Source organism: Corynebacterium sp. MSK008 (assembly GCF_030232585.1).
Taxonomy (GTDB): domain Bacteria; phylum Actinomycetota; class Actinomycetes; order Mycobacteriales; family Mycobacteriaceae; genus Corynebacterium.
This window is the reverse complement of the sequence record NZ_JASPJX010000004.1, coordinates 82,524-106,463: the sequence shown is the minus strand read 5'-3', so window position 1 is coordinate 106,463 and position 23,940 is coordinate 82,524. Positions and strand designations below refer to the sequence as shown.

Genomic DNA, 23,940 nt, shown 5'->3' with positions numbered 1-23,940 from the left:
GGGCCCGGCTCAATCGAGATTGATTGGGCCGGGCCTTTTTGTCGCGCAAGACTATTGTCAGCAGCGGGCCCGGACCTAGTTCGCGCTGCGGGACCTCTCAGGTGGCGCTAATTTTTGATGCATGATGTCCCGCCACGCAATTGCCGTCGCCACCGCCCTCGCCATCGCCGTCCCGTTCGCCGTTCCCGCTCACGCCGCCCAGCCGGAAGCCTTCCCCGAGTCCACCCGCCCGTACCTGTACTTCGAAAGCTTCGACGGGGTGTCTAACCCCGCACATTTCACCCACGACCTGCCGGAGGGCTGGTCGCAAGACGTCGAGGGTGTGACCTCGGGCGAGGCCCGCTGGAACGGCTGGACCATCTCGGATGTGCGCAACTGGACCTGGGCCGCCGGCACCGACGAGCGGCACTTTTTCACCCAGGGGCACGACCAGTTCGCCATCATCGATTCGAAGCAGCAGCGCCTTGCCGAGCGCGACTCCATGGACGCGCGCATGACCACCGAGCCGATCGACGTCGCCGGTCAGAGCAAGGTCGCCCTCGAGTTCGACCAGCACTACCGGCAGGGCAAGGACGGCCAGGTAGCGCAGGTTGCGGTGGGGTTCGATGGTGGGGAACCGGAGGTCGTCGATAGGCTAACTAGCGATCGCTACTCCTCGCACGAGTACTTTGAGCTCGACGTGCCGGAAGGCGCAAAGACCATGCAGGTGACCTTTAGCTACCTTGGCGGCAACGACGACTACTGGTGGGCCGTGGACAACGTGGCGGTGCGCGCGCCGTTTACCAAGACCGCGGACAAGCCCAACACCATCATCGACGTCATCTCCGACCCGCAGGACGACCCGGAGGATTACAAGCTGGCCATTAGCCGCCTCAACGCCATGCCGGAGAAGGCGGGCGCGCTGGTGATCAACGGCGACTTGGTAGATAACGGCAGCCAGGAGCAGTGGGACAAGTTCCTCGCCGCGCGCAAGGAAGTGCCGCACGATTCGGGTGTGGAGCTGTGGACCATTGGCAACCACGAGATGTACGGCAAGGAAACCTCGGAGGTGCACATGCAGCGCTTCCTCAAATACTCCGGGCAAGACAAGCCGTGGAACGAGGTGGTGGTGAACGGCACGCCGCTGATCTCCATCAACACGGAGTACTACTCGGACGTTGACCGCGGCGGCAAGGAACCGTTCCAGCGCATTTCCGCCGAGCAGCTGAAGTGGCTGGACGAGCGCCTCGCACACTGGGATAAACAAGGCGTGACCGCGCTGGTGTTCACCCACCCGCTGCTGCCGGGGACCGTGTCCATGAGCCATTCCGCCTGGTACCAGAACGATTTCGAGGATGAGCAGGCCATCTCCGACGTGCTGTCGAAGTACAACGACGTGGTCGCATTCACCAGCCACTCGCACTCCTCGCTGAAGCAGAACAACTGGTGGGGCACCAGGCGTTACGACGGCACCACGCAAGGCGCCATCGGCTTCCCCGTGGTCAACACCGGAGCGATCTTGAACGAGTACCTGCCGGACGGCGACCACGACGAGGAGATCGTGGACGACAAGGCCGCCACCGGTCTGCGCGTGAAGGTCTACGACGACCGTGTGCGCGTCGAGGCCTGGGACTTCAAGGACGGCCGCAGCCTGACCAACCCCGACGGCGAGGCCAAGATGATCAAATACCAGGACTTTTCCAAGCAGAAGCGCGTGGCGGCGCCCGCGGTGCAGCCCCCGGCGGAGTCCACCCCGGAGACTGATCCTGATTCCGCTTCGGCGGAGGGTTCCTCTGCCGGCGCGAAGGCCGCCCTGGTTATCGGTGTCGTTGCCGCGCTGGGTGGGGCCTTCGCGTTCATTGCCTCGCAGTTCGGCGACCAGCTGCGCGGGTTGCTCCCGGCCCCGATTGCGGGGCTCCGGTAACGCTGAGTTAGAAGACACGCGCGCGTTCCACCGCTTGATTCCGCTGTGGGTGCAGCAGCTCGCGTGCGCGCATCGAACTGAGGCGAAACGAGAGCTGACAAAATCTGAACGCGCTGGGGTAAACAAGATTCTCTCGAGCTCGTACCTGTCCGAGTTTGAGAATTGGATGCCCCTTGATCAGACGCATTGGGGCGAGGCCCTGAAAGAGATCCGGAGACTGCGCCCCCAAGGTGAAATTGGAGTTCCAGATCCTTTGAAGTCGATGCTCCCGTCGTAAAACTTCTAAGCCACCGAATAGTCTTGTGCCCCGCCCAAACCCGTCGAACAGTCCCGGGACTACTATCGCGTCATCGAACTGGGAAGGAGTACGCCGTGGCATCACATTCTGGGCGGTCCGTGATTGGACCTTTGGTCGTCGTCACGCTGCTGGCCCTCGTATACCTGTGGTGGTCCGGCAACGACCAGCCCACCGACGAGCCCGCGCCCGAGCCGCCCGCCGCCGAGGCTCCCGCGCCGGCGCCGCAGCAGGAGGCGCCGTACATTGCGGACAGCCGCCCGGTGGAGATGTACGTCCCTGCGATTGGCCTGGTCGCGGGCTTCGAGCCGAACGATTGCCGCGCGCACGACGGCACCATCGACCCGGCGACGCTGGACCTCGCGTGCGCGTACACCTCACCCGACCGCCCGTATGCGTTGCCGGGCTCGCAGGCCGAGGACATTGTGGTCATCGCGGGGCATACGGGTTCCGGGGTGGAGGCAGTCTTCGACAAGCTTTACGACGGCTCCGCCGACCACCACACCGTCCGCGCCGGCGACGTGCTGTACCTGCGCACCGAAGCCTCCGGCGAGGCGTGGCTGAAATACACGGCGACGGATTTCCACGACCCGGTGAAAGCGTCACTCAGTAGCGACACCTCCATCTGGGGTGAAGGCCCCACCCCTGGCAGGTTGCTGACAATCAGTTGCATCCAGCCGCCGTTCTACCAGCAGTCGGTGCGAAATGCGGTTGTGGGCTGGCAGTTTGCAGGTGTCGCCGGGCCTATCGACGGCTCCGCGGAGCCCGCCCCAGCCATCCCCCGGGCATAGTTTTTTCGGCCCCGTTGTGCGGGTATTTCGTACCGTTCTGACAGGGGCGTGGAGGACCCGGTTGTAACGTGACCCCGCCACCTGGCCGATGCACTAGGTGGGTGGGATGAACAACCGAAAGTGAAGGAGCAGACAATGCGTTTGAACAAGACTGCAATCGCACTGACGACCGCCGCGGCACTTGGCGCTGGCGTAATCCCGACCGCGGGTGCCCAAGAGACCAACGCGCCGAAGCTCGACGACGGCGTGCAGCAGGCCACCGATAGCCCGAACGATGCGGACGAGAGCATCTTCGGCGACGGCACCGGCTCTGGCGACGGCGCCACGCAGGTGACCGGCAACGCCCCAGAAAACCCGAACGACCAGCTGCTTCCGGGTGCCCCGGAGGGCTCGGAGCCGGCCGCGTTGAACTCCCTGGACACGAAGGAGCAGCCGGCCCCGGAAGGCTCCGGCGCTCCCGAATCCCCGACCGCAACCGAGACTGAAACCGCAACTGGCACTGCCACGGCAACCGCAACCGCGACGGCCACGGCAACCAATACGGCGACGGCGACCGGTACCGCCACGCCGACCACCGGCCCGAACACCACCGCGATCGTGCTCGGCTCCCTTGGTGCACTCGCCGGCCTGGGCCTGATCATCGCCGGTGTGCAGTACTTCGTGAACAAGGACGGCGACCTGGTCAAGGACCCGAACCGCGTGGACCAGCCGGCCTCCCCGGAGGAGAAGGCCGAGTCCGACCAGGTGAAGAAGGACCACGGCGAGGAGATCGCCAAGCAGGTCGAGGCCAACGGCGGCGTCCCGGGCGCCGGCAACGCTGGCGCCGGCGCCGCAGCGAACGGCACCGGCAACGCTGCCGCGAACGGCGAGCGCGGCATGAACGCTTCCACCGGTGTCGCGGAGCTGCCCGCTGGTCTTGTCGCGCTGCTGATCCTGTCCATCGTTGGCGCTGCAGGGTACGCCTTCAGCCGCGGCGAGACGGTCTAATGCTCTATAGCGCTGAAGCGCTCTGAACTCGTCGGCCCCGCTTTGCGATTCGTCGCAAGGCGGGGCCTTCGCTTGTTCCGTCCCGCAAGAGTTCGAATGGAGCATTTCGAAAATGGCACCAAAACTGGTGGTTTTCGAAATGCTCCACTCGAAAAGCCGGATCGGGTTGTGCGGAGGTCTAGTGTGTGTACAATGTGCGTACAAGATCGAGGGGAGAGTCAAAATGACAGTGAAAGACCGCCGGTTGAATCTTCGGACCACGGCGCTACAAGATGACCGGCTCAGGCAGGCTGCGGAGGCGACTAATAAGTCAGTCTCGGAGTTTGTTCTGGAGAGTGCGGTTGAGCGAGCTGAAATGGTGCTCGCTGATCAGCGCTGGTTCGTTCTGAGTGAAGAGAACTTCTCGCACGTAGAAAAACTTCTAGAGCGGCCAGCAGACTTTAGGAAATTGGCTGAGCTGTTTGCGGGTGAAAGCCCATTTGGGAAGGAATTCAGCTTTGGCGACTGACCGTGTCCTTCAGCCGCCACGGCAATTGGTGAAAAGCGATGACCGGGCGTCGTTTCGGTGTGGAATCGCTTCCTTGGACTTGTGGTTCCACCGGTATGCACTACAAAACCAGCGTGCGAAAAACTGCGCCGTGTATGTGTCGACGTGGAACGAGCGGGTCGCCGACTATTACGCGATCTGTACCGGGGGTTTGGAAAAAGGGGCCGCGCCGGACAGCTTCGCAAAAGGTCGGCCGGACCCGATTCCCGTAATCATTCTTGCTCGGCTGGCTGTGGACGTGAATGCGCAGGGCAAAGGCGTTGGCAGAGCGATGCTGCGCGATGCTTTAGCGCGATGTTTCACGGCTGCTGCGGAGGTTGGGGCGGCGGCCGTCCTGGTCCACGCGTTGGATCAACAGGCTAAGGATTTCTACCTCCGCCACGCAGATTTTCAGGAAATGCCGGGGGAGCCGCTGCATCTGCTGCTTCCGATGAAGGGGATCGAGCAGATCGCAGCGCCGTAAACCCCTACTGCGGCTCCACGGGGTTGCCCTGCCACACGGTCATGGCCGGCACCTCGTCGCCACGCATGACCAGTGAGCCCGGGCCCACCGTCGCGCCGGCGCCGATCGCGGACCCCGGCAGGGACACCGAGTGCGCGGCCAAGGTGGCTGAATCCTGGATGGACACCGTGTCCAGGGACATCACGCGGTCCTGGAACAGGTGCGTCTGCACCACTGTGCCCGGGCCGACCGACGCGCCGCGGCCGACTACGCACAGGTCGGTCTCCGGGAACCAGTAGGACTCGATCCACGCGCCGCGGCCCACGCGCACGCCCAGCGCGCGCAGCGCCAGGTTCATCTCGCCGGAGCCGGAGGCCCAGTTGAAGAACCACGGCGCGGCGACGACTTCGACGAACTGGTCCTGCAGCTCGTTGAGCCAGACGAACCAGGAGTACAGCGGGTGCTCGCCGGCCTTGTGCCGCCCGACCAGCACCCACTTCGCCACCACGGCAGACAGCACGGCCAGCACACCCACGGCCATCCACACCAGGCCGCCGAGGAGGTACGTCCAGAAGCCGAAGCGCTCCAGCAGCGTCACCACAGCAGCGGCGAACACCGCGGCCAGCACGGCCTGCGTGATGGGCGCGAGCAGGCGCAGCGTCTCCACCACGCCGCGCTTGCGCATGAGCGACGCGGACGGCTTGTAGGTCGCCTCGCCGGCGGCCTCCACCTCGACGCGGCGCATGCGCTCCGGCGGCGAGCCCCACCAGTTCGACCCCGCCTTGGACTTCTTCGGGGATGCGGACAGCACCGCCACCAGCGACTGTTTCGCCAGCTTGCGGCCGGGCGCGACCATGCCGGAGTTGCCCACAAAGGAGCGTTTGCCCACCACGGTGTGGTCGGTGCGGATCCAGCCGTCGCCGAGTTCGTAGGTGCCGACCATCGTGTCGTCGGCAAGGAATGCCCCGTCGCGCACCTCGGTGAGCTTCGGCACCATCACGGCGGTGGACACCTCGGCGCGCTCGCCGATCTGCGCGCCCAGCGAGCGCAGCCACACCGGGGTGGCCAGGCCTGCGTAGATGGGGAAGTAGCGGGTGCGGGCGTCGTCCATAAGCCTGGTCACGGTCCACAGCGCCCAGCCATGCACGCTGCGCACCGGGAACACGCCGGGCTTCACGCCTATCGACGCCACCCTCACGGCCAGCCACGTCAACAGCAAACCGCAACCGATGTAGACCAGCCCGCCGACCGGGGCGAACACGAGCAGGCCCCACACCGACGAGGTATGCGCCAGGCGCGCCAGACCCACCGTCGCGACCGCGCCGGCGACACCGGCAGCGGCCGGCAGCAGCGCGAGGAACAGCGAGGTCAGGCCGTACCCCAGCGCCCACAGCGGGCGGCGCGGCGGGCGCTCGTTGGGGAAGCGGTGCTTGGAACGGCCCACCTTGCGGGCGGGCGAACCCGCCCAGCGCGAGCCCTTCTTCACGGGCTTGCGGCCGGTGACGGTGGAGCCGGCCTCCACGTGCGCGCCGTCGCGGATCTCGGTGCCGGGCATGAGCGTGGAGCGCGCGCCGACGCGGGCCTCCGCGCCGATCGTCACCTCGCCGACGTGCAGCTCGTCGCCGTCGAGCCACACGCCCGACAGGTCCACCTCCGGTTCGATGGCGGAGCCCTCGCCGATGGAAAGCAGGCCAGTGACCGGGGCGAAGGCGTGCATGTCCACGCCCTTGCCGATTGTCGAGCCCAACATGCGCGCGGTGATCTTCGCGGCGTTGGCGCTGGAGATGTTCAGCGCGCCGGAGGCCGCCAGCCACCGTTCCGCCGCCCACAGCCGCACGTGCTGCGCTCCTCCTCGTGTGTACACGCCGGGCTTCACGCGGCCGCGGATTGCGCGGGCGCCCAGCGCGCCGATGGGGATGCGACCGAACGGGGTGCACAGCACCACGAACGCGGCGGCCAGCCAGGACCAGCTCAGCTCGGTCAGGCCCAGCAGGTTCGCCGCAATCGCCACCCAGGTCACCGCCGTGGCGGCCTTCAGGGTCATCACCGGGATCATCGCCAAGGTCTGCGCCACGCGGGTGCCGGCGCCGACGGGCTCTACTTCGCGTTCGCGCTTGGCGGTGCGGTTGGAGAGCGTGAGCTCGTCGATAAGCGAGGCAAGCGTTTCCAGCCTGGGGTGGTCGTAGAGATCGCGCACCGCGATGGTGGGCACACGCTCGCGCAGGCGCGTGATCAGTGCGGCGGCCGCGAGCGACGAGCCGCCGAGCTCGAAGAAGTCCGCGTCGCGGCCCGGCACGTCCAGGCCGAGGACCTCGACCCACTGCTCGGCCACCCACGTCTCCGTCTCGGTCAGTCCGACCGCGTCGACGCTGGCGGGCAGCGGCCACGGCAGGGCCTTCTTGTCCACCTTGCCGGAGGTGCGGATGGGCAGCTCGTCCATGATGTGCAGGCGCGGCACCAGCGCCGCCGGCATGACCTCGGCGAGGCGTTCGCGCATCTGCGGCACGTCCAGCTCAGTGCCTTCGTTGGGGGAGACGTAGCCCACCAGCACCTTGTCGCCCGACGGCAGGGTCTGTACCGCGACGGCCGAGTTGTACACGCCCTCGAGCGCCGCGACGTTGGCCTCCACCTCGCCCAGCTCAATGCGGCGGCCGCCGATCTTGACCTGGTCGTCGGCGCGGCCGATGAACGCCAGCCCGTTGTCCGTGAGCTTGACGTGGTCGCCGGTGCGGTAGGCGCGCTCCCAGTCGCCCATCGGTGCGTACTTCTCCGCGTCCTTCTCCGGGTCCAGGTAGCGGGCCAGGCCGACGCCGCCGATGATCAGCTCTCCGTCGTCGGCCACAGCCAAATCCCAGCCGTCCAGCGGCCAGCCGATGGTCACCGCCTCGCCCGGGAACAGCTGCTTCGCGCTGGCCACGACGGTCGCCTCGGTGGGGCCGTAGGTATTCCACATCTCGCGGCCCTCCGCCAGACGGTCGGTCAGCTCCTGCGAGCAAGCCTCGCCGCCCACGATGAGCAGGCGGATGTTGTCCAGCGCCTCCTTCGGCCACAGGCCAGCCAGGGTCGGCACCGTGGACACGACGGTGATGTCGCGGCGGATCAGCCACGGGCCCAAGTCCTGGCCGGAGCGCACCAGCGCGCGCGGCGCCGGCACCAAACACGCGCCGTGGCCCCAGGCTAGCCACATCTCCTCGCACGACGCGTCGAACGCCACAGACAGGCCGGCCAGCACACGGTCGTCCGGGCCGAGCGGATTGTCCTGGCAAAACAGGCGCGCCTCCGCGTCCACGAACGCGGCCGCGGAGCGGTGCGTCACCGCCACGCCCTTCGGCTTGCCGGTGGAGCCGGAGGTGAAGATGATCCAGCAGTCGTGGTCCGGGGTGACCTCACCCAACTCGTCCGAGTCTTGCACAGGCTTGAGCACCCGCAGGCCGTCGTCGGTCCAGATCGCGTCCACGTCCGCCTCGCCGAAGACGGTCTCCGCGCGCTCGTCCGGGTCGTCCGCATCCACCGGCACGTACGCGCAGCCCGCGCGCATCGTGGACAGGATTGCAAGGTAGAGCTCCCTGCTTCCCGACGTCATCCGCACCCCCACGCGACCCCCATCACGCACGCCCATCCTGCGCATCTCGGCAGCACGACGCTCGATCTCCTCCACCAGTTCGGCGTAGGTGAGCACGCCGTCGTCGGCGGAGTTCGCGCCGCCGTCGTCGATCGCGGCGGCATCGGGGTGCTCGGCGGCGGTGGCCGTGAGGACGTCGATAAGTGTGCGTTCGGGCGGGGCGAGGTGGCTGCGGAGGAGGGGATTGTCGGCCTGAGACATGCGGATAAGGCTAATGGCGCGCCGAAAATCCGCAAATCGTGGGAAACGCCAACTATTTGCGGTCGCCCACGTTGTTGGCGTAGCTGGATCCGCGGAAGCGCTGCGAGGTTTCGCGCATGCTGCTACTGTCAACACCAGTCTCGGGGGAGGCAAAAGAAAAACGGGGGGACTAATGGATCAGGCAAAACTTGCCGCGCTGCTCGTGGCACGCGGGGACGTGGAGCGCCAAGAGTGCGTGCAGCTCTCAGCGACGAAGTTTGTTCCTGCCGCGAAGTGGGCAGAGCTGAAGCGCTACGAGCAGGAATTCCTGCGCTGCTACGCAGTCGGGGTGAGCGCGCACAAGGCGGTGCTGATCGGCCGGTCCGCGGCGCGGGCGCTCGGACTCGGGGTGCTGATCAAGAACCCGGAGCTTGTGGAGCTGGCGCAGCGAGGGGGCCGGCCGCCGTCGAAAAGCCAATGGCCCGACGGGGTGATCTACCGCAACATCCCCGTTCCGGACATGGACATCCTCGAGCACGATGCGTTCGACCCCGCGGGTGGCGGTGGGAGCCTTCGCCTAACGACGGCCCCTCGCACCGCCATCGACATCGCCCGGTTCCACGGAGTACGCGACGCGGTTGTGGCGATGGACAGCCTGTATCGCGCACAGACCCCGTTTGGGCAGGAGACGATTCAGCTCGAACTGGCGGCCACCATCGACCGGTTGGCGGGGAAGAAAGGGGTGGGCCTGGCGCGCCGGGCGCTCGAGCTGAGCTCGACAAAGTCGGAATCTCCGTACGAGTCGCTGTTCCGCATCGTCCTCATCGAGCTGGGGATTCAGCCGCAAGAGCAGATGTGGGTGGGCAGGCGTTTCCGGGTTGACCTGCTGTGGGGCACCCTCATCATCGAGATCGACGGGTACATGAAGTTCGAGGACATGCCGCACGAGGAGGTCATGAAGATGACCCGGCGGGAAAACTGGCTAAAAGAGCAGGGCTACGAGGTGCTGCACCTGTTTCCCGTCGAGATCATTTTCGACGAGGCCGGCTGCATCCGCCGGCTCTACGCAGCCAAGGCGAGGGCGGACATGCGCGGCGCGGTTTCGGTGCCGGCGACCCCGTACCGCCCGTAGCGCGTGACCGCCCAACCCGCCGAACCCGCCGAATTCACCCCGCGCCCGCCCGGCCAAAGCTAGATCCAGCTAGTAGGACCCAGCTAATCGCCTCTCAGAGCGAGATAGCTGGGTCCTACTAGCTGGATCCGCGGAAAAGGAGCGGCGAGGCGCGGAAAACAGTCACCACGGAAGCGGAAACCCTGCCCGCGCCTTATTCCTCCGCCGCGAGGGCCTGGGAGAGCTTGCGCAGGCTCTTCAGCTGCTTATCGGAGGACGCCTCGAGTGCGCGGTCCTCCGCCTCGGCCACATCCGCGGCGAGTTTCGCCAGCGCCTTGGTGCCTTTCTTGGTGGCGGCGACGATCTGGCGGCGGCGGTCCTTCGGGTCGCGTTCGCGGGTGACCCAGTTGTTGTTTTCCAGGTTGTCGATGAGGCGGACCATGTCGGAGGCGTCGATGGCGAGTAGCTCGGAGAGCTGGCGCTGGCTCATCGGCTCCCCGTCCACGCACGTGAGGATCCAGTACTCGCGCATGGTGGAGGTGTGTTTGGCCAGGGTGCGCTCAACCTCGTCTTTGGTGTGTCTGCGCACGCGCTCGACCTGGAAGTGGGGGGACTTGGCCAGTGCGGACGGCAGTTCGGGGAGGGCGGACATGCCCCTCATCATAACTACGTTTCCGCGACCAACAATGGGGAACGCCTAAGACCGCCTAATTCTGGTGGGGCAGCCCCTGCTCGACCCAAGCGGTGGTGCCGCCGGCGACGTTGATGACGTTGTCCCAGCCGCGGGCCTGCTCCAGGTATTCGCCGGCCTGCGCGCTGCGCCCGCCGGACTTGCAGATCAGGTAAATGTCCTGCTCTGGGTCGATTTCGTCGGTGCGTGCGACGAACTCGGACAGGGGGATGTTCACGGCGCCGTCGGCGCGGACGGCGGCGTATTCGCCGGGCTCGCGGACGTCGATGAGCTGCGCGCCTGCGGGGACTTTATCTACTGAGACTTCCTTCATGGCTCGTATGATAACCGTCGTGAAGTACCACGTCCGCCGCATTGCCGCACTGCTGATTCTGTTCCTTCTTGTGCGTGCGGGTTTCAAGGCTCTGCTTCACGACGAACCTTCGGACCCCCCAGTGGCAGCACCAGAGACGTCGGTGTCGGCGGAGCCTCGTCGACAAGCTGCTGCCTCGATCGCGCAGGGGCGGCCGGTGGAGATGGTGGTGCCGGTGCTGGGCCTTCGCGCCGGTTTTGAGCAGGCGGATTGCCGCGTGGTGGATGGCAAGATCGACCCGAAGAGCATGGATAAGGCGTGCGCGCTGACGGGGGAGGGCTACCCATACGAGCTGCCGGGCACGGACGCCGGCGACATTGTGGTCGTGGCGGGGCATACGGGCGCGGGTGTGGACGCGGTGTTTAACAAGCTTTACGACGGCAAAGCCGAACGCCACACCGTAGCCACCGGCGACACGCTGTTCGTACGCACGGAAACCTCGGGCGACGACTGGCTGAAATACACCGCGACCGACCTGCATGACCCGGACAAGGGCGCGCTGGCGAGCAACGCGGAGATTTGGGGGATGGGGCCGATGCCCGGCCGGCTGCTGACTATTTCCTGCATCCAGCCGGCAAACCTGCTGGCAGACAGTGTGCGCAACGCCGTGGTGGGCTGGCAGCTGGCTGGAACAGCGACCGACGACGAGGTCGAGATGGCCTTCGAGCCGCGGTAGTCAAGATATTTACGTCTTTTTGCGGGCGTTGACCTGCGCGTTTTCAGGGATTGCCCAAAAAGTCTGAAGTTTTAGTTGAGACTCGTGTGAAACGTGTTTACTGTTGTGACATAACCTTCGACTTGAGGTTGAGACTTTCTCGATAGGAGCCCCCCCAATGAAGCGCACCATCCGCACGCTGACCGCTGCCACCATGGCTGGCGCGATCGCGTTCTCCGCCACCCCCGCCGCACACGCCATCGATCAGGACCAGCTCGCCGGCTGGGTCGAGCAGGGCCTGCCCGAGGCATTCGCAGACGAAGCGGGCAACTACTACCGCCTCATCGGCGAGGAGTACGTCAAGTCCGAACTGCCTGCTACCCCGGCAGATCTCGCGGAGGCGCCGACGTTCGTGCGCAACGCGGACGGCTCCTTTACCTTCGACGGCGGCGTGAACGTGGACGCCAACCCGGCCCCGGCCGCCTCCCTCGAGGATCTGCCGGCCGATGTGGAAATTACCGTCGAGGGCGATGAGGCTGCCAACGTCGACGCCGCGGTCAACGGCGTTACCGACACCCGCGCGGTCACTGCCGGCCGCGTCGCGGAGGCGAAGTGCGGCGAGGAAACCTGGTACCTGACCAAGGACGGCAAGGCCTATGTCGGCGATAAGGCGCTGACGGATGTCGCCGAGCTGCCGGCAGATGCAAAGGTGCGCACTATCGAGTCGGTGCAAAAGGACTGCGTCTTCACCGAGGGTGCAGCGGCCGCCCCGGAGGGTGAGGTGCAGGCTGAACTTTCCCCGGGTGCAATCGCAGCGATCGCCGCCGCCGCGATCGGCGTCCCGATTGTCATCGCCGGCGTGACCTACTTCCTCAACCAGGACGGCGAGACCCTCGTTGGTTCCTCTGACCGCGTGGACCAGCAGCCGACCCCGGAGGAGAAGGCGAAGTCCGATCAGCTCCGCGCTGAGCACGCCGATGAGATCGCCGCGCAGCAGGTCGCCGCGGCCGCTAACCGCGGTGTCGAGGCTGAGACCGGCTCCAACACCGTCGCGCGCACCCTCTTTGCGCTGGTGATCGCATCCGTGCTGGGCACCGCCGCCTTCCTGGCAGGCCGTCGTTTCCTGGTCTAGGCCGGGTCCCTTCTGCGCTTGAGGTCTGGTTTGCACAAACAGATGTGACTGTAGTGAAAACTGGGGCGGAAGCGTGTAAACTCTCAACCAACGCTTGAGACTTCCCCGAGGAGACTGTCATGACCCCCACGTCCGTGAGCCACCGTCCCGCCCGCGCGACCGCCGCGGCCGCAGTCGCTGCCGCCGCCCTGATCGCAGCACCTGTCGCGAGCGCCCAAGATGCCGCCCAGGATCTGCCGGCCGAAACCGCCGACGTGCGCGGCGAGCAGTACTTCCTTAACGAGGAAGGCTCCCACTACGTGCGCACGCTCCAAGAGGCGGCGAAGCCGTACGCGCAGCTGGATAGCGGCCAGCAGGAGCGCGCGGTCGCCGTGGCGGACGCCGCTGTCGCCGGGCTGATCGGTTCCGGCGTGATCCGGGACCAACCCGCCGACCAGCCGACTGGCGAGCCGGTGCCGACCGACCCGGAAGCTACCGAGACACCCGCCGAAGCCCCAGCCGAAGCTTCCGTCGAAGCACCGTCCCCGGAAAACGCGGCAGAGCAGCCGCTCGGTGCCGAGGACGTCAACCCGGCCAGCGGTGACCCCGTCGCTCACGGGCTGGTGAAGTTCCCGCCGGTGCTCACGCTGAACGGCGAGACGTTCTTCCTGAACAAGGACGGGCACACCTTCGTCGCCGACATCACCCGCGTCAACGCGGATGTCACCCCGGAGGAGGCTGCGGAATCCGAGGCGATGATCCAGGCCAACGCGGGTGAGATCGGGCGCCAGGGTCTTGAGGCGGCGCGTGCGGCGGGCGAAGCTGTCGTCGATAAGCAAATTGCGAACCCGTACGCCGCACCTGCCCGTGGCTTGGAGGCGGAGACCGGGTCCAACACCGTGGCCCGCGCGCTGTTTGCGCTGGTGCTGGCAAGCGCACTGGGTGCGGGATTCTTCGCGTTTGCCCGTCGCCGGCTGGTTTAGAAACCGCGGGCTGGGGTAGTCTCTAGCCTCGTGAATTATAGACATCTCCTGGCCGCCACCTGTGCCACCGCAGTGACCCTCGGGGTCGTGGCGGCACCGGCGGAAGCGGCCGTGGACCCCGTCGGCCGCGAGTGCAAGGCCGCCACCGCCGCGGCGAAGCTGGGCCAGCCGATCCCCAACATCGGCAACTTCGTGTTCGGGCCCCAGTACAACGCCATCGACGGCAACCTGGTGCGCATTTACGCGCCGGACAAGTACAAGCCCTACATCACCCAAGCCACTGATCAGTGGTCGAGCGGGACCGGTGGGCTGATCCGTTTCGAGTACGTGAACCAGCCGGGATACAAGGTGGTCACGGTGCGTGAGGCCAACCTGGGCAGCTACGTGGTCGGCCGTGTGCAGGGCAGCGTGGACAATATGGAGCTTTTGCTCAATCCGGATATTTTGCGCAACGGCTACATCGAAAGCCTGGTCATGACGATCACCCATGAGCTCGGCCACGCCATGGGCCTGGCGCACTCCTGCGACGGCGCGCTGATGAAGGACGGCTCCAACCGAGGCAAGGTTGCCAAGACGCTGCAGCCTCTCGACGTACAAGTGCTCATCCAGGCCAACGACCTCAAGCAGTACGGCGGGCGCCCGTTGACTACGACCACCCCGCCGGCCGCGCCTTCACCGTCGCCGGAGACGACTACCGAGGTAGTCGAGGACGAGCCGACCCAGATTCCGGAACCGACGACCTCCACGTCTGTCGAGCCCACTCCCGAGCCGGAGACGACGGCCACGTTCGCCCCCACTCCCGAGCCGGAGCCGACGACGACCACGTCCGACCCCGCCCCCGAGCCGGAGCCGACGGCCACGTTCGCCCCCACTCCCGAGCCGACGTCTCAGACCGACGCGATCCTTCCGAAGCCCACTTCGCTCCGTGAGGCTGAAGACATGTTCCAGCAAGCGCAGGGCGAGTATCTGGCAGCTCTGCAAGCCAAACACCAGGCGGAGGCGTCGGGCATTGGGATTGAAGAGGCGACAAAGCAATTCGAGACAGCACTTCAGCGGTACGGCCAGGCGAGTGAGAACCGTCGCGAGTACATAGCAGCTCACCCGGACGAGGCGCTTCCGCCGACGACAACAGTCAGCCCGACTACCGCTACGAGTCCGGCGACGTCTGTGACCTCAGCCGCTTCGCCTGTCGAGACCACCGTCGATGACACCACCTCCCCCGGGCAGCCTGCGACCCCGACTGCCACAGAGGAGCCGGTGGCCACCTCCGCGACGTCCGCACCAGTAGCGGCTACGTCGGAGGATACGGCGATACCAACTTCCACCTCTGAGGTGGCACCGTCGTCCGTGACATCGACTGTCCCGCCGACTACTACTTCGGCTGCGAAGGCATCGACAACTACGCCGGCGGAGGCGACGGAGCGGACCACGCCGGCGAAGACCACGGAGCGTCGGGTGACGACCACGTCGACCACGAAGGTCGCTCCGACCATCACGTCGACCACCGCGGCGACTACTGTGTCCTCGACCACCTCCGAGGCGGCCACGCCGACTTCCATCTCTGAGGCGACACCGTCGTCCGTGACATCGACTGTCCCGCCGATTACAACTTCGTCTGCGAAGACGACCGCGCCGGCGACTACGGAGCGCCGGGCCACGGCCACGCCGACTTCCGCCGTCGCTTCCACGACTGGGGCATTCTCGTCGGCGTCTGAGACGGATGCGGCTGAAGCGACAACCAAGCAGGGCCGACCAACTGCAACCTCGGCAACTGCGACGTCTTCGAAACTGACTACGGTTGCGTCGAAAGATGCGAATCCGACGAGCCCGCCGCCGGCGGCGACCACTTCCGTGACGACCACGTCGGAGCGGCACGAAGTTGTCATTACCGGCGAGCACAAGGCGACGACGATCCAGGCGTGGCCGACCGCCACAACGCGACGAGAGGAAACCTCACCCACCGCACAGCGTTCAGAGACGACGACTTCCACATCGACGCATCGGGTGCCGGAACCTACGTCGCAGCTGCCGGCCCCGAGCACTGCAGTTGAGAACCCGCGCGCCACGACCACTGTGCGTGTCGACGCCAACCTGGCGGGAGAATCCGGGAAAGAGCGCGAAGACGACGCGCAGGGTGCTGGTGGCTCTTCCGTCGCCGGGATTGTCATCCCGATTGTCGTGGTGCTCCTCGCCGCTTTGGGTGCTGCCGGCTGGGCGTACATGAACGGCTTGATCTAAGCAGAAGTGCAGGGGCGTACAGCGGACCGCCGTGCGGGGCAACGCTGATCTGCTAGTTCGTCCGGGTCTGGTCCCGCGGCGAACTAGCAGATCAAGCCGTTACCGGAAAGCTTTTTCAACACCACCTGGGAAGACGGAAAGTTGGACACTTGATCTGCTAGTTGGGCCTCAGGGTGAACTAGCAGATTCGGAGACGCGGGCACGGACAGCCGAGACGCGGGCGAACCACGCAGCCCACACGGCCCCCGCGCCCGCCCAAAGCAAAAGCCGGGCCAGCGCATGAGAGCGGGCCCGGCTTTAGCCGTCGATAGGCAAGTTAGTTGACGGTCTTGGCTTCCTTCTCGGCCTCGAGGCCCTCGCGGGAGTTGTCGCCCACGCGCTTGAACTCGTCCAAAGCTGCCTGCAGGATCGCCTCGGCCTCAGCCTTGTCCCCCCAGCCGGAGCCGGTTACTTCCTTGTTCGGCTCCAGGTCCTTGTAGTGCACGAAGAAGTGCTCGATCTCGTCCTTGACAAAGTCGGAGACGTCGGAGATGTCCTGGTAGTTCTCGTAGCGCACGTCGTCGATGACGCAGAGCAGCTTGTCGTCGCCGCCGGCCTCGTCGGTCATCTTGAACACGCCGATCGGGCGCGCGATCACGGTGACACCCGGGAAGACGGGCTCCGGGGTGATCACGAGGGCGTCGAGCGGGTCGCCGTCGTCGGCAAGGGTGTTGTCGATGAAGCCGTAGTCCGCCGGGTACGCCATCGGGGTGAACAGGTAGCGGTCGAGGAAGACGCGACCGGTCTCGTGGTCGACCTCGTACTTGTTGCGGGAGCCCTTGGGGATCTCGATGATGACCTCGATAGCCATTACTTCTCCTTTGTTCGGTGCCTGAATTTGGTGAATGTCCGCACGCCATCATACTTCGGCTACCATTTTGGCCGATGAAGGTATGGACTTGGGTCGCAGGCGCCGTCGCGCTCGCTGCGGTCGGCGGTGTCGCGGGCTTCGGCATCGCGGCGCACGAGCAGCTCTCCGATATCACGCACGCGCCGCCGTACCAGCTGCAGTCGGCCCCGACCGCGTTGGAGCCCGCGGAGCCTTCGCCTATCGACGACACTTCGCTGAGAACCACCCTGGCAACACTTGCCGACAACCCTGACCTGGGCGTAATCCACGGCCACGTCACGCAGGCGAGCAGCGGCGAGGCGGTGTTCGACCGCGCCTCCGACGAAGCGCTGAAGCCGGCGAGCGTGACGAAGGTGCTCACCGCGTCGGCGGCACTGCTCAGCCTGGGCGCGCAGGACCGCATCACCACCGAGGTGGTGCGCGGCGCGAACCCGGGGGAAGTGGTGATCAAGGCAGCCGGCGACGTGTGGCTGAACGCCGAGGCCATGGACGAGCTGGCGGAGCAGGTGGGCGAAGCCGACACGGTGCTCGTCGACACCTCCGCGTGGGAAGGTATGCCGGAGCTGATGCCGGGCTGGGACCCGCTAGACATCGACGGCGGGTTCGTCGCCCCCCTGCAGCCGGCGATGCTTTCCGGTGGGCGCTTGGGCGGCGAGACCTCCGGCGACGTGGCCCGTTCCCACGCCCCGGCGCTCGAGGTGGCGCAGGCGCTGGCGGAGCGCGTCGGCGCGCAAAACGTCGCTTTAGGCGAAGGTGACGGCGAGGTTGTTGCCGCAGTGGAGTCGCCGACGCTGGTGGAGCGCCTCGAGCTGATGATGAAGAACTCCGACAACGTCTACGCCGAGGCCATCGGTCGCGAAGTGGCGCTGGCGCGCGGCACCACGGACGCGCCGGGGGCGACCCTGAGCGTGCTGGAGGAGCGCGGCTTCAACACCGCCGGGCTCGTGCTGCGCGACAACTCCGGGCTGTCCGCGGACAATCTCATCGCGCCGAAGCTTTTGGACGCGGTGCTATACGACGCCACCTCCATGCCCGAGCTGCGCCCCCTGCTTTCCGCGCTGCCGGTGGCCGCCGGCGAGGGCACGCTCTTGGACCGCTACAGCGACCTTCCGGGCCGCGGCTGGGTGCGCGCGAAGACCGGCACGCTCGACGGCACGGCGTCGCTGGCCGGCACCGTGACCAGCGTGAACGGCAACGTCTACACGTTCGCGCTGATCTGCAACGACGCCGACGTCCTCGCCGCGCGCCGCGCCATGGACGAGTTCACCTCCGCGCTGCGCGAGTTCTGATGGAGCCGTTCTGGCCGCGCCGCTCGCCGCACTTTCTTGCCTGTCGACGAGCGCTCCGCCCCTTCGACGGCCCCGCCATCATCGGACTGTCCGGCGGGCCCGACTCGCTGGCCTTGGCCGCCGCGGCAGCGGCAGAGAACAAAGATGTCCGCTGCGTGGTGGTGGACCACGGACTCCAAGACGGGTCGGCAGCAGTGGCCGAGCGGGCAGCGCAAACGGTTCAAGCTTTCGGTCTCGCGGCGGAGATCGTCGGCGTTGATGTAACTCCGGGCAACCTGGAGGCCGCCGCGCGCAGCGCCAGGTACGAGGCGCTGCTGTCGTACGGGGTTGACGTCTGGGTCGGCCACACCGCGGATGACCAGGCGGAAACGCTCCTGCTCGGCGCGCTGCGCGGCAACCCATCCGGCATGGCCCCGCGCAACGGGCGCGTCGTCCGGCCGTTTCTAGGCATCCGCCGCGCGGACACCGTCGGCGCCTGCGAGGAGCTCGGGCTCGAGCCGTGGCACGACCCGATGAACGCGGACCCGGCCTTCCGCCGCGTGGCGGTGCGAAGGCGGGTGCTGCCGCTGCTCAGCGAGCTGCTCGGCGGCGATGCCGTGCCGGCGATCGCCGCCACCGCTGACCGGATCGCGGCGGACGAGGAACTGATCGAGTCACTTACCGACCTCGCGCCGACCACCTCCTGCGCGGAGTTGGCGGAAGATGCGGGGCCGATCCGGAGGCGTCGATTAGCTGCATGGCTCTTGGAGGAGGGGGTTCCGGTGCAAGGGGACCAGCTCGACGCGGTGGAAGCCTTGGTCGTCGATTGGCATGGGCAGGGGCCCGTGGCTGTCGCGGGCGGGCGCGCGGTAGTGCGCGAGGGCGGACGGCTGGCTATCTTGGGACCCGAAACATAAAGAGTTGGGGGCGAAATGGCGCAGGGGGAGATCAGGTATCCCGATTACCTGAAATTCAAACAGCAACGTCAGGATATGAACACTGCGATGATGGCATTACTCGCAGGTTCCCAGCTTGCTGCAAATACACTCAACCTCACGGCGGGGTCGGATCAGACACTGAGGGAAATTTTTCCCCGTGTTAGTCATATCGAGAGGTTCAACCTTCGGTCCGACGTAGCTCAACGCAACCTTCAGGAAGCGGAAGCGCACCTCGCACGCATCGGGATTCCGTATGTGCTTGCGTTGCAGGAGGCGTACATGAAGTCTGCATTGGATCTGCTCCGACAGGATGGGATAGCGATACGCGGTTCGGACGGGGAGCTAAATCCGCCAATCAAGATGGCGAACATGCATGAGGTTTTTGCCGCTTCATGTGGGACTGGTGCTCTTACAGGTCCTTCGGGAATGCTTGAGTTATTCCACGCCCTACGTCTGATTAGAAATGGAGTAATTCACCGCAACGGTGAGTATTCCCCATCTCTGCTGAACCGTTTGCAATCCTTGCCGGCGGACGCCGAAAGTTACTGGGAGAAAGTGGCTGGGCACTCACCGAACAATGTCCTGACGAGCGATGGGGGACTGCGACTTAACTCGGGGGAACTTGTTTTGAGCTTCGGAGTTAACAAATCGTTGGCGATAAGCGTGAATGCTGCACTTGGTTCCGCAGTATCCGCAGAAAAATGGGCGGAGATTGCGGTGGAGCATTTTGCGAGTGGTACAAATGCGCCCAAAAATTCGAGTAGCTGGGCTCGTTCACTGAAAGGGTTCGTCCGTCACAATTACGCACCAGTGCAGATCACGCCAGCTCAGTTGCAAACGGCAGCAGTAGCTGGTGGGTATTGGACGATTCCACGGTGGATATAAGAAAAGAGGGGCTCTGCCATTGAGCTACACCACTTACGTGGGCCGGGAATCGAACCCGAGTCTCCCTCTTTCGTGGAATTCTAGGTCATGAACCAGCGGAGTCTCTCTCGGAAATCCTGTTGGCAATCATCGCATGTAACTACGCGGATTGCAACAGAAGACCGCTGTTGCGGGCGGGCGAGCGGTAGTGCGCGAGGGCGGAAAATCGGCCCTTGTGGAATGACCCCTGCCGTGTCTACGGTTTCCGTAAACACACGGGAGGTGCCGGATGGGCGAGACAATAACGAGCGGAAACTGGCGAACGGTACGCGACCTCCGTGAGTTTCAAAGCGCGCACGGCATTGAAGGGGGCATCCTAGAAGACTGCGACGGGCTCTTCGATGGCGCAGCGCTCAGCGACGATGAGGCCGGGCTGAACTGATCGGGACCCGAACCCCGCAGATGGTTGTACCTACCGCCTGGCAGGTGGCAAGATGTGGAAGTTACGCGCACGTAAACGCAAACTGAAGCGCTAAGACCGCGAAAGGGAAGGGCCAGCCCATGACCGAGTTGCTCGACAAGAAGGACTTCGACGTCCCTGCGAACCGCTACGGCGATGACGTCGAGGCGATTCTGATCCCCGAAGATGTGCTCCAGGAGCGCATCCAGGAGCTGGCGGACATGGTCTCGGAGAAGTACCGCGACTCGGACGAAGACCTGATCCTGGTGTGCGTGCTCAAGGGTGCGGTGTTCTTCCTCACCGACTTCGCGCGCAAGCTGACCATCCCGGCGGAGATGGAGTTCATGGCCGTGTCGTCCTACGGCAACTCCACCACGAGCTCCGGCGTGGTGCGCATCTTGAAAGACCTGGACAAGGAGATCGCCGGCCGCGACGTGCTCGTGGTGGAAGACATCATCGACTCCGGCCTGACCCTGTCCTGGCTGCTGCGGAATCTGCGCAACCGGAACCCGAAGAGCCTCGAAGTCGTTACTCTTCTGCGCAAGCCGGAAGTGCAGACGGCCAAGATTGATCTGCTGGACATCGGCTTCGATATTCCCAACGAGTTCGTCATCGGCTACGGCCTGGATTACGCCGAGCGTTACAGGGACCTGCCGTATGTGGGCACGCTGCACCCGCGCGTGTACTCGGACGCTGACTAGAACAAAGGTTTATGAGCAAAAATAAAAAGGTTTTGCGGTGGGGCGTCATTGGCGCCATCGCGCTGATCGTCCTCTATCTGCTCACGTTGATCGGGGACGATTCCCGCGCCTACCAGCGTGTGGACACCTCTGTGGCGCTTGAACAGCTGCAGAACCACAACGCGGAAGAGGTGCAGATCGACGACCGCGAGCAGCGCGTGCGCATAGACCTGCGCGAACCGATCACCGTGGACGAGCGCGAGGGTATCGAGGCGATTGCCGCCCAGTACCCGGCACGCACCACCCCGGAGATTTTCGGCGCGGTGCGCGAATCCGGCGCGGACAAGTACGAGACGAACGTGACGCAGGAATCCTTCCTGATGTCCATGCTCGGCTTCATGCTGCCGATGATCCTGGTGTTCGGCCTGATTTTCTACTTCATGTACCGCATGCAGGCGGGCGGCGGCGGGCCATTCGGCATCGGCGGCTCGAAGGCGAAGCAGCTGACTAAGGACAACCCGACCAACACGTTCGCGGATGTCGCCGGCGCCGACGAGGCGGTGGACGAGCTGCACGAGGTGGTGGACTTCCTCACCGACCCGACCGTGTACGAGGAACTCGGCGCGAAGATCCCGCGCGGCGTGCTGCTCTACGGCCCGCCCGGCACCGGTAAAACGCTGCTCGCACGCGCCGTGGCAGGCGAGGCGGGCGTGCCGTTCTACACCATCTCTGGTTCCGACTTCGTGGAAATGTTCGTCGGCGTGGGCGCCTCCCGTGTGCGCGACCTGTTTAAGCAGGCGCGCGAGAACAGCCCGTGCATCATCTTCGTCGACGAGATCGACGCGGTGGGCCGCCAGCGCGGCTCCGGCATGGGCGGCGGCCACGACGAGCGCGAGCAGACCCTGAACCAGCTGCTGGTGGAAATGGACGGGTTCTCCGGCCGCGAAGGTGTCATCCTCATCGCGGCGACGAACCGCCCCGACATCCTGGACCCGGCACTGCTGCGCCCTGGCCGCTTCGACCGCCAGATCCCGGTGACCAACCCGGATATCGCAGGTCGCGCGCAGATTCTCAAGGTGCACGCCAAGAACAAGCCGCTCGCAGACGACGTCTCGCTCGACGCTTTGGCCAAGCGCACCGCCGGCATGTCCGGTGCGGATTTGGCCAACGTGCTCAACGAGGCCGCGCTGCTGACGGCCCGCATCGGCGGCAACGTCATCACCGCGGACGCGCTGGAGGAGGCCACGGACCGCGTCATCGGCGGCCCGCGCCGCTCCAGCAAGGTCATCTCCGAGCACGAGAAGAAGGTCACCGCCTACCACGAGGGCGGCCACACCCTCGCCGCGTGGGCGCTGAAAGACATTGAGCGCGTGTACAAGGTGACCATCCTCGCGCGCGGGCGCACCGGCGGGTTTGCCATGACCGCCGACGAGGACGACAAGGGCATGTACACCCGCGACGAGCTGTTCGCCCGCATGGTCTTTGCCATGGGTGGCCGCTCTGCCGAGGAGCTGGTCTTCGGCGCGCCGACCACGGGAGCGTCCAACGACATCGAGCAGGCGACCAAGATCGCGCGCGCGATGGTCACCGAGTACGGCATGACCTCCGCGCTCGGCCCGGTGAAGTACGGCCAAGAGCAGGGCGATCCCTTCTCCGGCCGCGGCGCCGGCGGCTCGCTGGAGTACTCGCCGGCGGTGGCCGCCAAGATCGACGAAGAGATGCAGATGCTTCTCGACGAAGCGCACAAGGTCGCCTACGCCACCCTCGAGCGCTACCGCGACGAGCTGGACACACTGGCCTCGAAGCTCCTGGAAAAGGAGACGCTGCGCCGCGGCGATCTGGAAGCCATCTTCGACACCGTCGAGCCGACCCGTCCGGCCCTGCCCGCCCACGACGCGCGTTTCGGACGCCAGGCGGACCGCGAGCCGGTGAAGACCCCGGTGGAGATTGCCAAGGAACGCGGCGAGGAGCCGCCGAAGCGCTTCTCGATCCTGGAGGCGTCCAAGGCCACCCGTGAGCGCCGCCGGAAAGAGCGCGAGGCGGAGCAAAACCAACCGCCGAAGAAGGGCTCGACCCGCTGGCAGCAGCCAAAGCACAACGAGCCACAGTACGGTGGCCCGAAGCCCCCGGAGGGCTGGACGTATAAGGGCGCACCTGCGCCGAAACAAGAGCAGCACCCGGGTGCCCGCAACTACCCGGCGGGTACCACGGATAACAAAGAACAGATCGGCTTCCGCCTGCCGGAAAACGAGCGCCCGGACCACGCCACCCGCGGCCCGGAGCCGGAGACCACCCCGGATGCGGAGACCACCGAGCTGCCGCGCGAGGAGCGCGCGCCGAAGCACAGGAGGGACGATGACTAACCCGAAGTTCGACCGCGAACGCGCCGAGGCCGCCGTGCGCGAGTTGCTCATCGCGGTCGGGGAAGACCCGGACCGCGAGGGCCTGGTGGAAACCCCAGCCCGCGTCGCACGTGCCTACGAGGAGGTCTTCGCGGGCTTGCACGAGGACCCGAAGGTGCACCTGGAGAAGTCGTTCTCCGAGAACCACCGCGAGCTGGTGCTGGTGCGCGACATCCCGATCTACTCCACCTGCGAGCACCACCTGGTGCCGTTCTACGGCGAGGCGCACATTGGCTACATCCCGGGCCCGGAGGGCAAGGTCACCGGTCTGTCCAAGTTGGCGCGGGTGGCGGACATGTACGCGAAGCGGCCGCAGGTGCAGGAGCGGTTGACGGCCCAGATTGCGGACGCGATCGTCGATAAGCTCAATGCTTCTGCGGTTATCGTGGTCATCGAGTGCGAGCACCTGTGCATGGCCATGCGCGGGATCCGCAAGCCGGGCGCGACCACCACCACCTCGGCGGTGCGCGGCGGCTTCCAGAACAATGCGGCCTCGCGCGCGGAAGTGCTGAGCCTGATTAGGGGATAGAA

The 23,940-nt window shown here is 65.8% G+C and carries 20 protein-coding genes; 16 read left to right on the top strand and 4 right to left on the bottom strand.

The annotated features are described in order from the left end of the window. The first annotated feature begins 121 nt into the window (after window positions 1-121). The 5 genes from QP996_RS04590 (at window position 122) to QP996_RS04570 (ending at window position 4,986) form a co-directional block, all read left to right on the top strand. Window positions 122-1,903 carry a metallophosphoesterase family protein gene (locus QP996_RS04590; RefSeq protein WP_284871464.1) on the top strand — a complete coding sequence of 594 codons (1,782 nt, stop codon included), beginning with the start codon at window positions 122-124 and terminating at the stop codon, window positions 1,901-1,903. Between the two features lie 372 nt (window positions 1,904-2,275). Then, window positions 2,276-2,989 carry a sortase family protein gene (locus QP996_RS04585; protein WP_284871463.1) on the top strand — a complete coding sequence of 238 codons (714 nt, stop codon included), beginning with the start codon at window positions 2,276-2,278 and terminating at the stop codon, window positions 2,987-2,989. 135 nt (window positions 2,990-3,124) lie between these two features. Next, window positions 3,125-3,976: a hypothetical protein gene (locus QP996_RS04580; protein WP_284871462.1), complete on the top strand. Its 852-nt coding sequence runs from the start codon at window positions 3,125-3,127 to the stop codon at window positions 3,974-3,976. 223 nt (window positions 3,977-4,199) lie between these two features. Then, on the top strand, window positions 4,200-4,484 hold the full coding sequence (locus QP996_RS04575) for a type II toxin-antitoxin system TacA family antitoxin (RefSeq protein WP_284871461.1): 285 nt from the start codon (window positions 4,200-4,202) through the stop codon (window positions 4,482-4,484). 73 nt (window positions 4,485-4,557) lie between these two features. Next, window positions 4,558-4,986 (top strand): GNAT family N-acetyltransferase, encoded by a 429-nt coding sequence (locus QP996_RS04570; protein WP_284871460.1) that lies wholly within the window; start codon window positions 4,558-4,560, stop codon window positions 4,984-4,986. A gap of 4 nt (window positions 4,987-4,990) precedes the next feature. On the opposite strand, the gene QP996_RS04565 is transcribed toward QP996_RS04570, so the two are convergent. Continuing rightward, window positions 4,991-8,788: a Pls/PosA family non-ribosomal peptide synthetase gene (locus QP996_RS04565; RefSeq protein WP_284871459.1), complete on the bottom strand. Its 3,798-nt coding sequence runs from the start codon at window positions 8,786-8,788 to the stop codon at window positions 4,991-4,993. A gap of 172 nt (window positions 8,789-8,960) precedes the next feature. On the opposite strand from QP996_RS04565, the gene QP996_RS04560 reads away from it, so the two are divergent. After that, entirely contained in the window at window positions 8,961-9,899 is a 939-nt protein-coding gene (locus tag QP996_RS04560; RefSeq protein WP_284871458.1) for a putative endonuclease domain-containing protein, read from the top strand. Window positions 9,900-10,092: 193 nt separating this feature from the next. Here QP996_RS04560 and QP996_RS04555 read toward each other — a convergent pair whose 3' ends face one another. Together QP996_RS04555 and QP996_RS04550 are read right to left on the bottom strand one after the other, a co-directional pair. Beyond that, window positions 10,093-10,530 (bottom strand): MarR family winged helix-turn-helix transcriptional regulator, encoded by a 438-nt coding sequence (locus tag QP996_RS04555; RefSeq protein WP_284871457.1) that lies wholly within the window; start codon window positions 10,528-10,530, stop codon window positions 10,093-10,095. Between the two features lie 55 nt (window positions 10,531-10,585). Continuing rightward, window positions 10,586-10,882, bottom strand: a complete 297-nt coding sequence (locus tag QP996_RS04550; protein WP_284871456.1) for a rhodanese-like domain-containing protein — start codon at window positions 10,880-10,882, stop codon at window positions 10,586-10,588. Between QP996_RS04550 and QP996_RS04545 the strand changes: the two genes are divergently transcribed. From QP996_RS04545 to QP996_RS04530, 4 genes are all read left to right on the top strand, one after another. Continuing rightward, a complete protein-coding gene (locus QP996_RS04545; RefSeq protein ID WP_284871455.1) occupies window positions 10,881-11,597 on the top strand; it encodes a hypothetical protein in 717 nt (238 codons plus the stop codon). The two genes, QP996_RS04550 and QP996_RS04545, sit on opposite strands and share 2 nt — an antisense overlap. 157 nt (window positions 11,598-11,754) lie before the next feature. Further along, on the top strand, window positions 11,755-12,708 hold the full coding sequence (locus tag QP996_RS04540; RefSeq protein WP_284871454.1) for a hypothetical protein: 954 nt from the start codon (window positions 11,755-11,757) through the stop codon (window positions 12,706-12,708). Window positions 12,709-12,827: 119 nt separating this feature from the next. Continuing rightward, complete coding sequence (locus QP996_RS04535) at window positions 12,828-13,670, top strand: hypothetical protein (RefSeq protein WP_284871453.1); 843 nt, start codon at window positions 12,828-12,830, stop codon at window positions 13,668-13,670. A gap of 30 nt (window positions 13,671-13,700) precedes the next feature. Continuing rightward, a complete protein-coding gene (locus QP996_RS04530) occupies window positions 13,701-15,908 on the top strand; it encodes a zinc metalloprotease (protein ID WP_284871452.1) in 2,208 nt (735 codons plus the stop codon). Window positions 15,909-16,224: 316 nt separating this feature from the next. On the opposite strand, the gene QP996_RS04525 is transcribed toward QP996_RS04530, so the two are convergent. After that, window positions 16,225-16,758: an inorganic diphosphatase gene (locus tag QP996_RS04525; RefSeq protein WP_284871451.1), complete on the bottom strand. Its 534-nt coding sequence runs from the start codon at window positions 16,756-16,758 to the stop codon at window positions 16,225-16,227. A 74-nt stretch (window positions 16,759-16,832) separates the two neighbouring features. Here QP996_RS04525 and dacB point away from each other — a divergent pair, with 74 nt between their 5' ends. From dacB to folE, 6 genes are all read left to right on the top strand, one after another. After that, window positions 16,833-18,086: a D-alanyl-D-alanine carboxypeptidase/D-alanyl-D-alanine endopeptidase gene (dacB, locus tag QP996_RS04520; RefSeq protein ID WP_284871450.1), complete on the top strand. Its 1,254-nt coding sequence runs from the start codon at window positions 16,833-16,835 to the stop codon at window positions 18,084-18,086. Next, complete coding sequence (gene tilS / locus QP996_RS04515) at window positions 18,086-18,982, top strand: tRNA lysidine(34) synthetase TilS (protein ID WP_284871449.1); 897 nt, start codon at window positions 18,086-18,088, stop codon at window positions 18,980-18,982. Before dacB ends, tilS begins: the two co-directional genes overlap by 1 nt. A gap of 15 nt (window positions 18,983-18,997) precedes the next feature. Then, complete coding sequence (locus QP996_RS04510) at window positions 18,998-19,888, top strand: hypothetical protein (RefSeq protein ID WP_284871448.1); 891 nt, start codon at window positions 18,998-19,000, stop codon at window positions 19,886-19,888. Between the two features lie 540 nt (window positions 19,889-20,428). After that, complete coding sequence (gene hpt, locus QP996_RS04505; RefSeq protein ID WP_284871447.1) at window positions 20,429-21,028, top strand: hypoxanthine phosphoribosyltransferase; 600 nt, start codon at window positions 20,429-20,431, stop codon at window positions 21,026-21,028. A gap of 11 nt (window positions 21,029-21,039) precedes the next feature. Beyond that, a complete protein-coding gene (ftsH, locus tag QP996_RS04500; protein ID WP_284871446.1) occupies window positions 21,040-23,370 on the top strand; it encodes an ATP-dependent zinc metalloprotease FtsH in 2,331 nt (776 codons plus the stop codon). After that, entirely contained in the window at window positions 23,363-23,938 is a 576-nt protein-coding gene (gene folE, locus QP996_RS04495; protein ID WP_269027977.1) for a GTP cyclohydrolase I FolE, read from the top strand. The genes ftsH and folE overlap by 8 nt, the downstream gene beginning before the upstream one ends. Window positions 23,939-23,940 lie beyond the last annotated feature (2 nt).

Coding starts and splice junctions, on each gene's coding strand:
- QP996_RS04525 (WP_284871451.1), bottom strand. CDS start 16,758: ATGGCTATCGAGGTCATCATCGAGATCCCCAAGGGCTCCCGCAACAAG.
- QP996_RS04545 (WP_284871455.1), top strand. CDS start 10,881: ATGGCTCGTATGATAACCGTCGTGAAGTACCACGTCCGCCGCATTGCC.
- folE (WP_269027977.1), top strand. CDS start 23,363: ATGACTAACCCGAAGTTCGACCGCGAACGCGCCGAGGCCGCCGTGCGC.
- QP996_RS04580 (WP_284871462.1), top strand. CDS start 3,125: ATGCGTTTGAACAAGACTGCAATCGCACTGACGACCGCCGCGGCACTT.
- hpt (WP_284871447.1), top strand. CDS start 20,429: ATGACCGAGTTGCTCGACAAGAAGGACTTCGACGTCCCTGCGAACCGC.
- QP996_RS04510 (WP_284871448.1), top strand. CDS start 18,998: ATGGCGCAGGGGGAGATCAGGTATCCCGATTACCTGAAATTCAAACAG.
- QP996_RS04540 (WP_284871454.1), top strand. CDS start 11,755: ATGAAGCGCACCATCCGCACGCTGACCGCTGCCACCATGGCTGGCGCG.
- QP996_RS04590 (WP_284871464.1), top strand. CDS start 122: ATGATGTCCCGCCACGCAATTGCCGTCGCCACCGCCCTCGCCATCGCC.
- QP996_RS04535 (WP_284871453.1), top strand. CDS start 12,828: ATGACCCCCACGTCCGTGAGCCACCGTCCCGCCCGCGCGACCGCCGCG.
- QP996_RS04560 (WP_284871458.1), top strand. CDS start 8,961: ATGGATCAGGCAAAACTTGCCGCGCTGCTCGTGGCACGCGGGGACGTG.
- tilS (WP_284871449.1), top strand. CDS start 18,086: ATGGAGCCGTTCTGGCCGCGCCGCTCGCCGCACTTTCTTGCCTGTCGA.
- dacB (WP_284871450.1), top strand. CDS start 16,833: ATGAAGGTATGGACTTGGGTCGCAGGCGCCGTCGCGCTCGCTGCGGTC.
- QP996_RS04555 (WP_284871457.1), bottom strand. CDS start 10,530: ATGTCCGCCCTCCCCGAACTGCCGTCCGCACTGGCCAAGTCCCCCCAC.
- QP996_RS04575 (WP_284871461.1), top strand. CDS start 4,200: ATGACAGTGAAAGACCGCCGGTTGAATCTTCGGACCACGGCGCTACAA.
- ftsH (WP_284871446.1), top strand. CDS start 21,040: ATGAGCAAAAATAAAAAGGTTTTGCGGTGGGGCGTCATTGGCGCCATC.
- QP996_RS04565 (WP_284871459.1), bottom strand. CDS start 8,788: ATGTCTCAGGCCGACAATCCCCTCCTCCGCAGCCACCTCGCCCCGCCC.
- QP996_RS04550 (WP_284871456.1), bottom strand. CDS start 10,882: ATGAAGGAAGTCTCAGTAGATAAAGTCCCCGCAGGCGCGCAGCTCATC.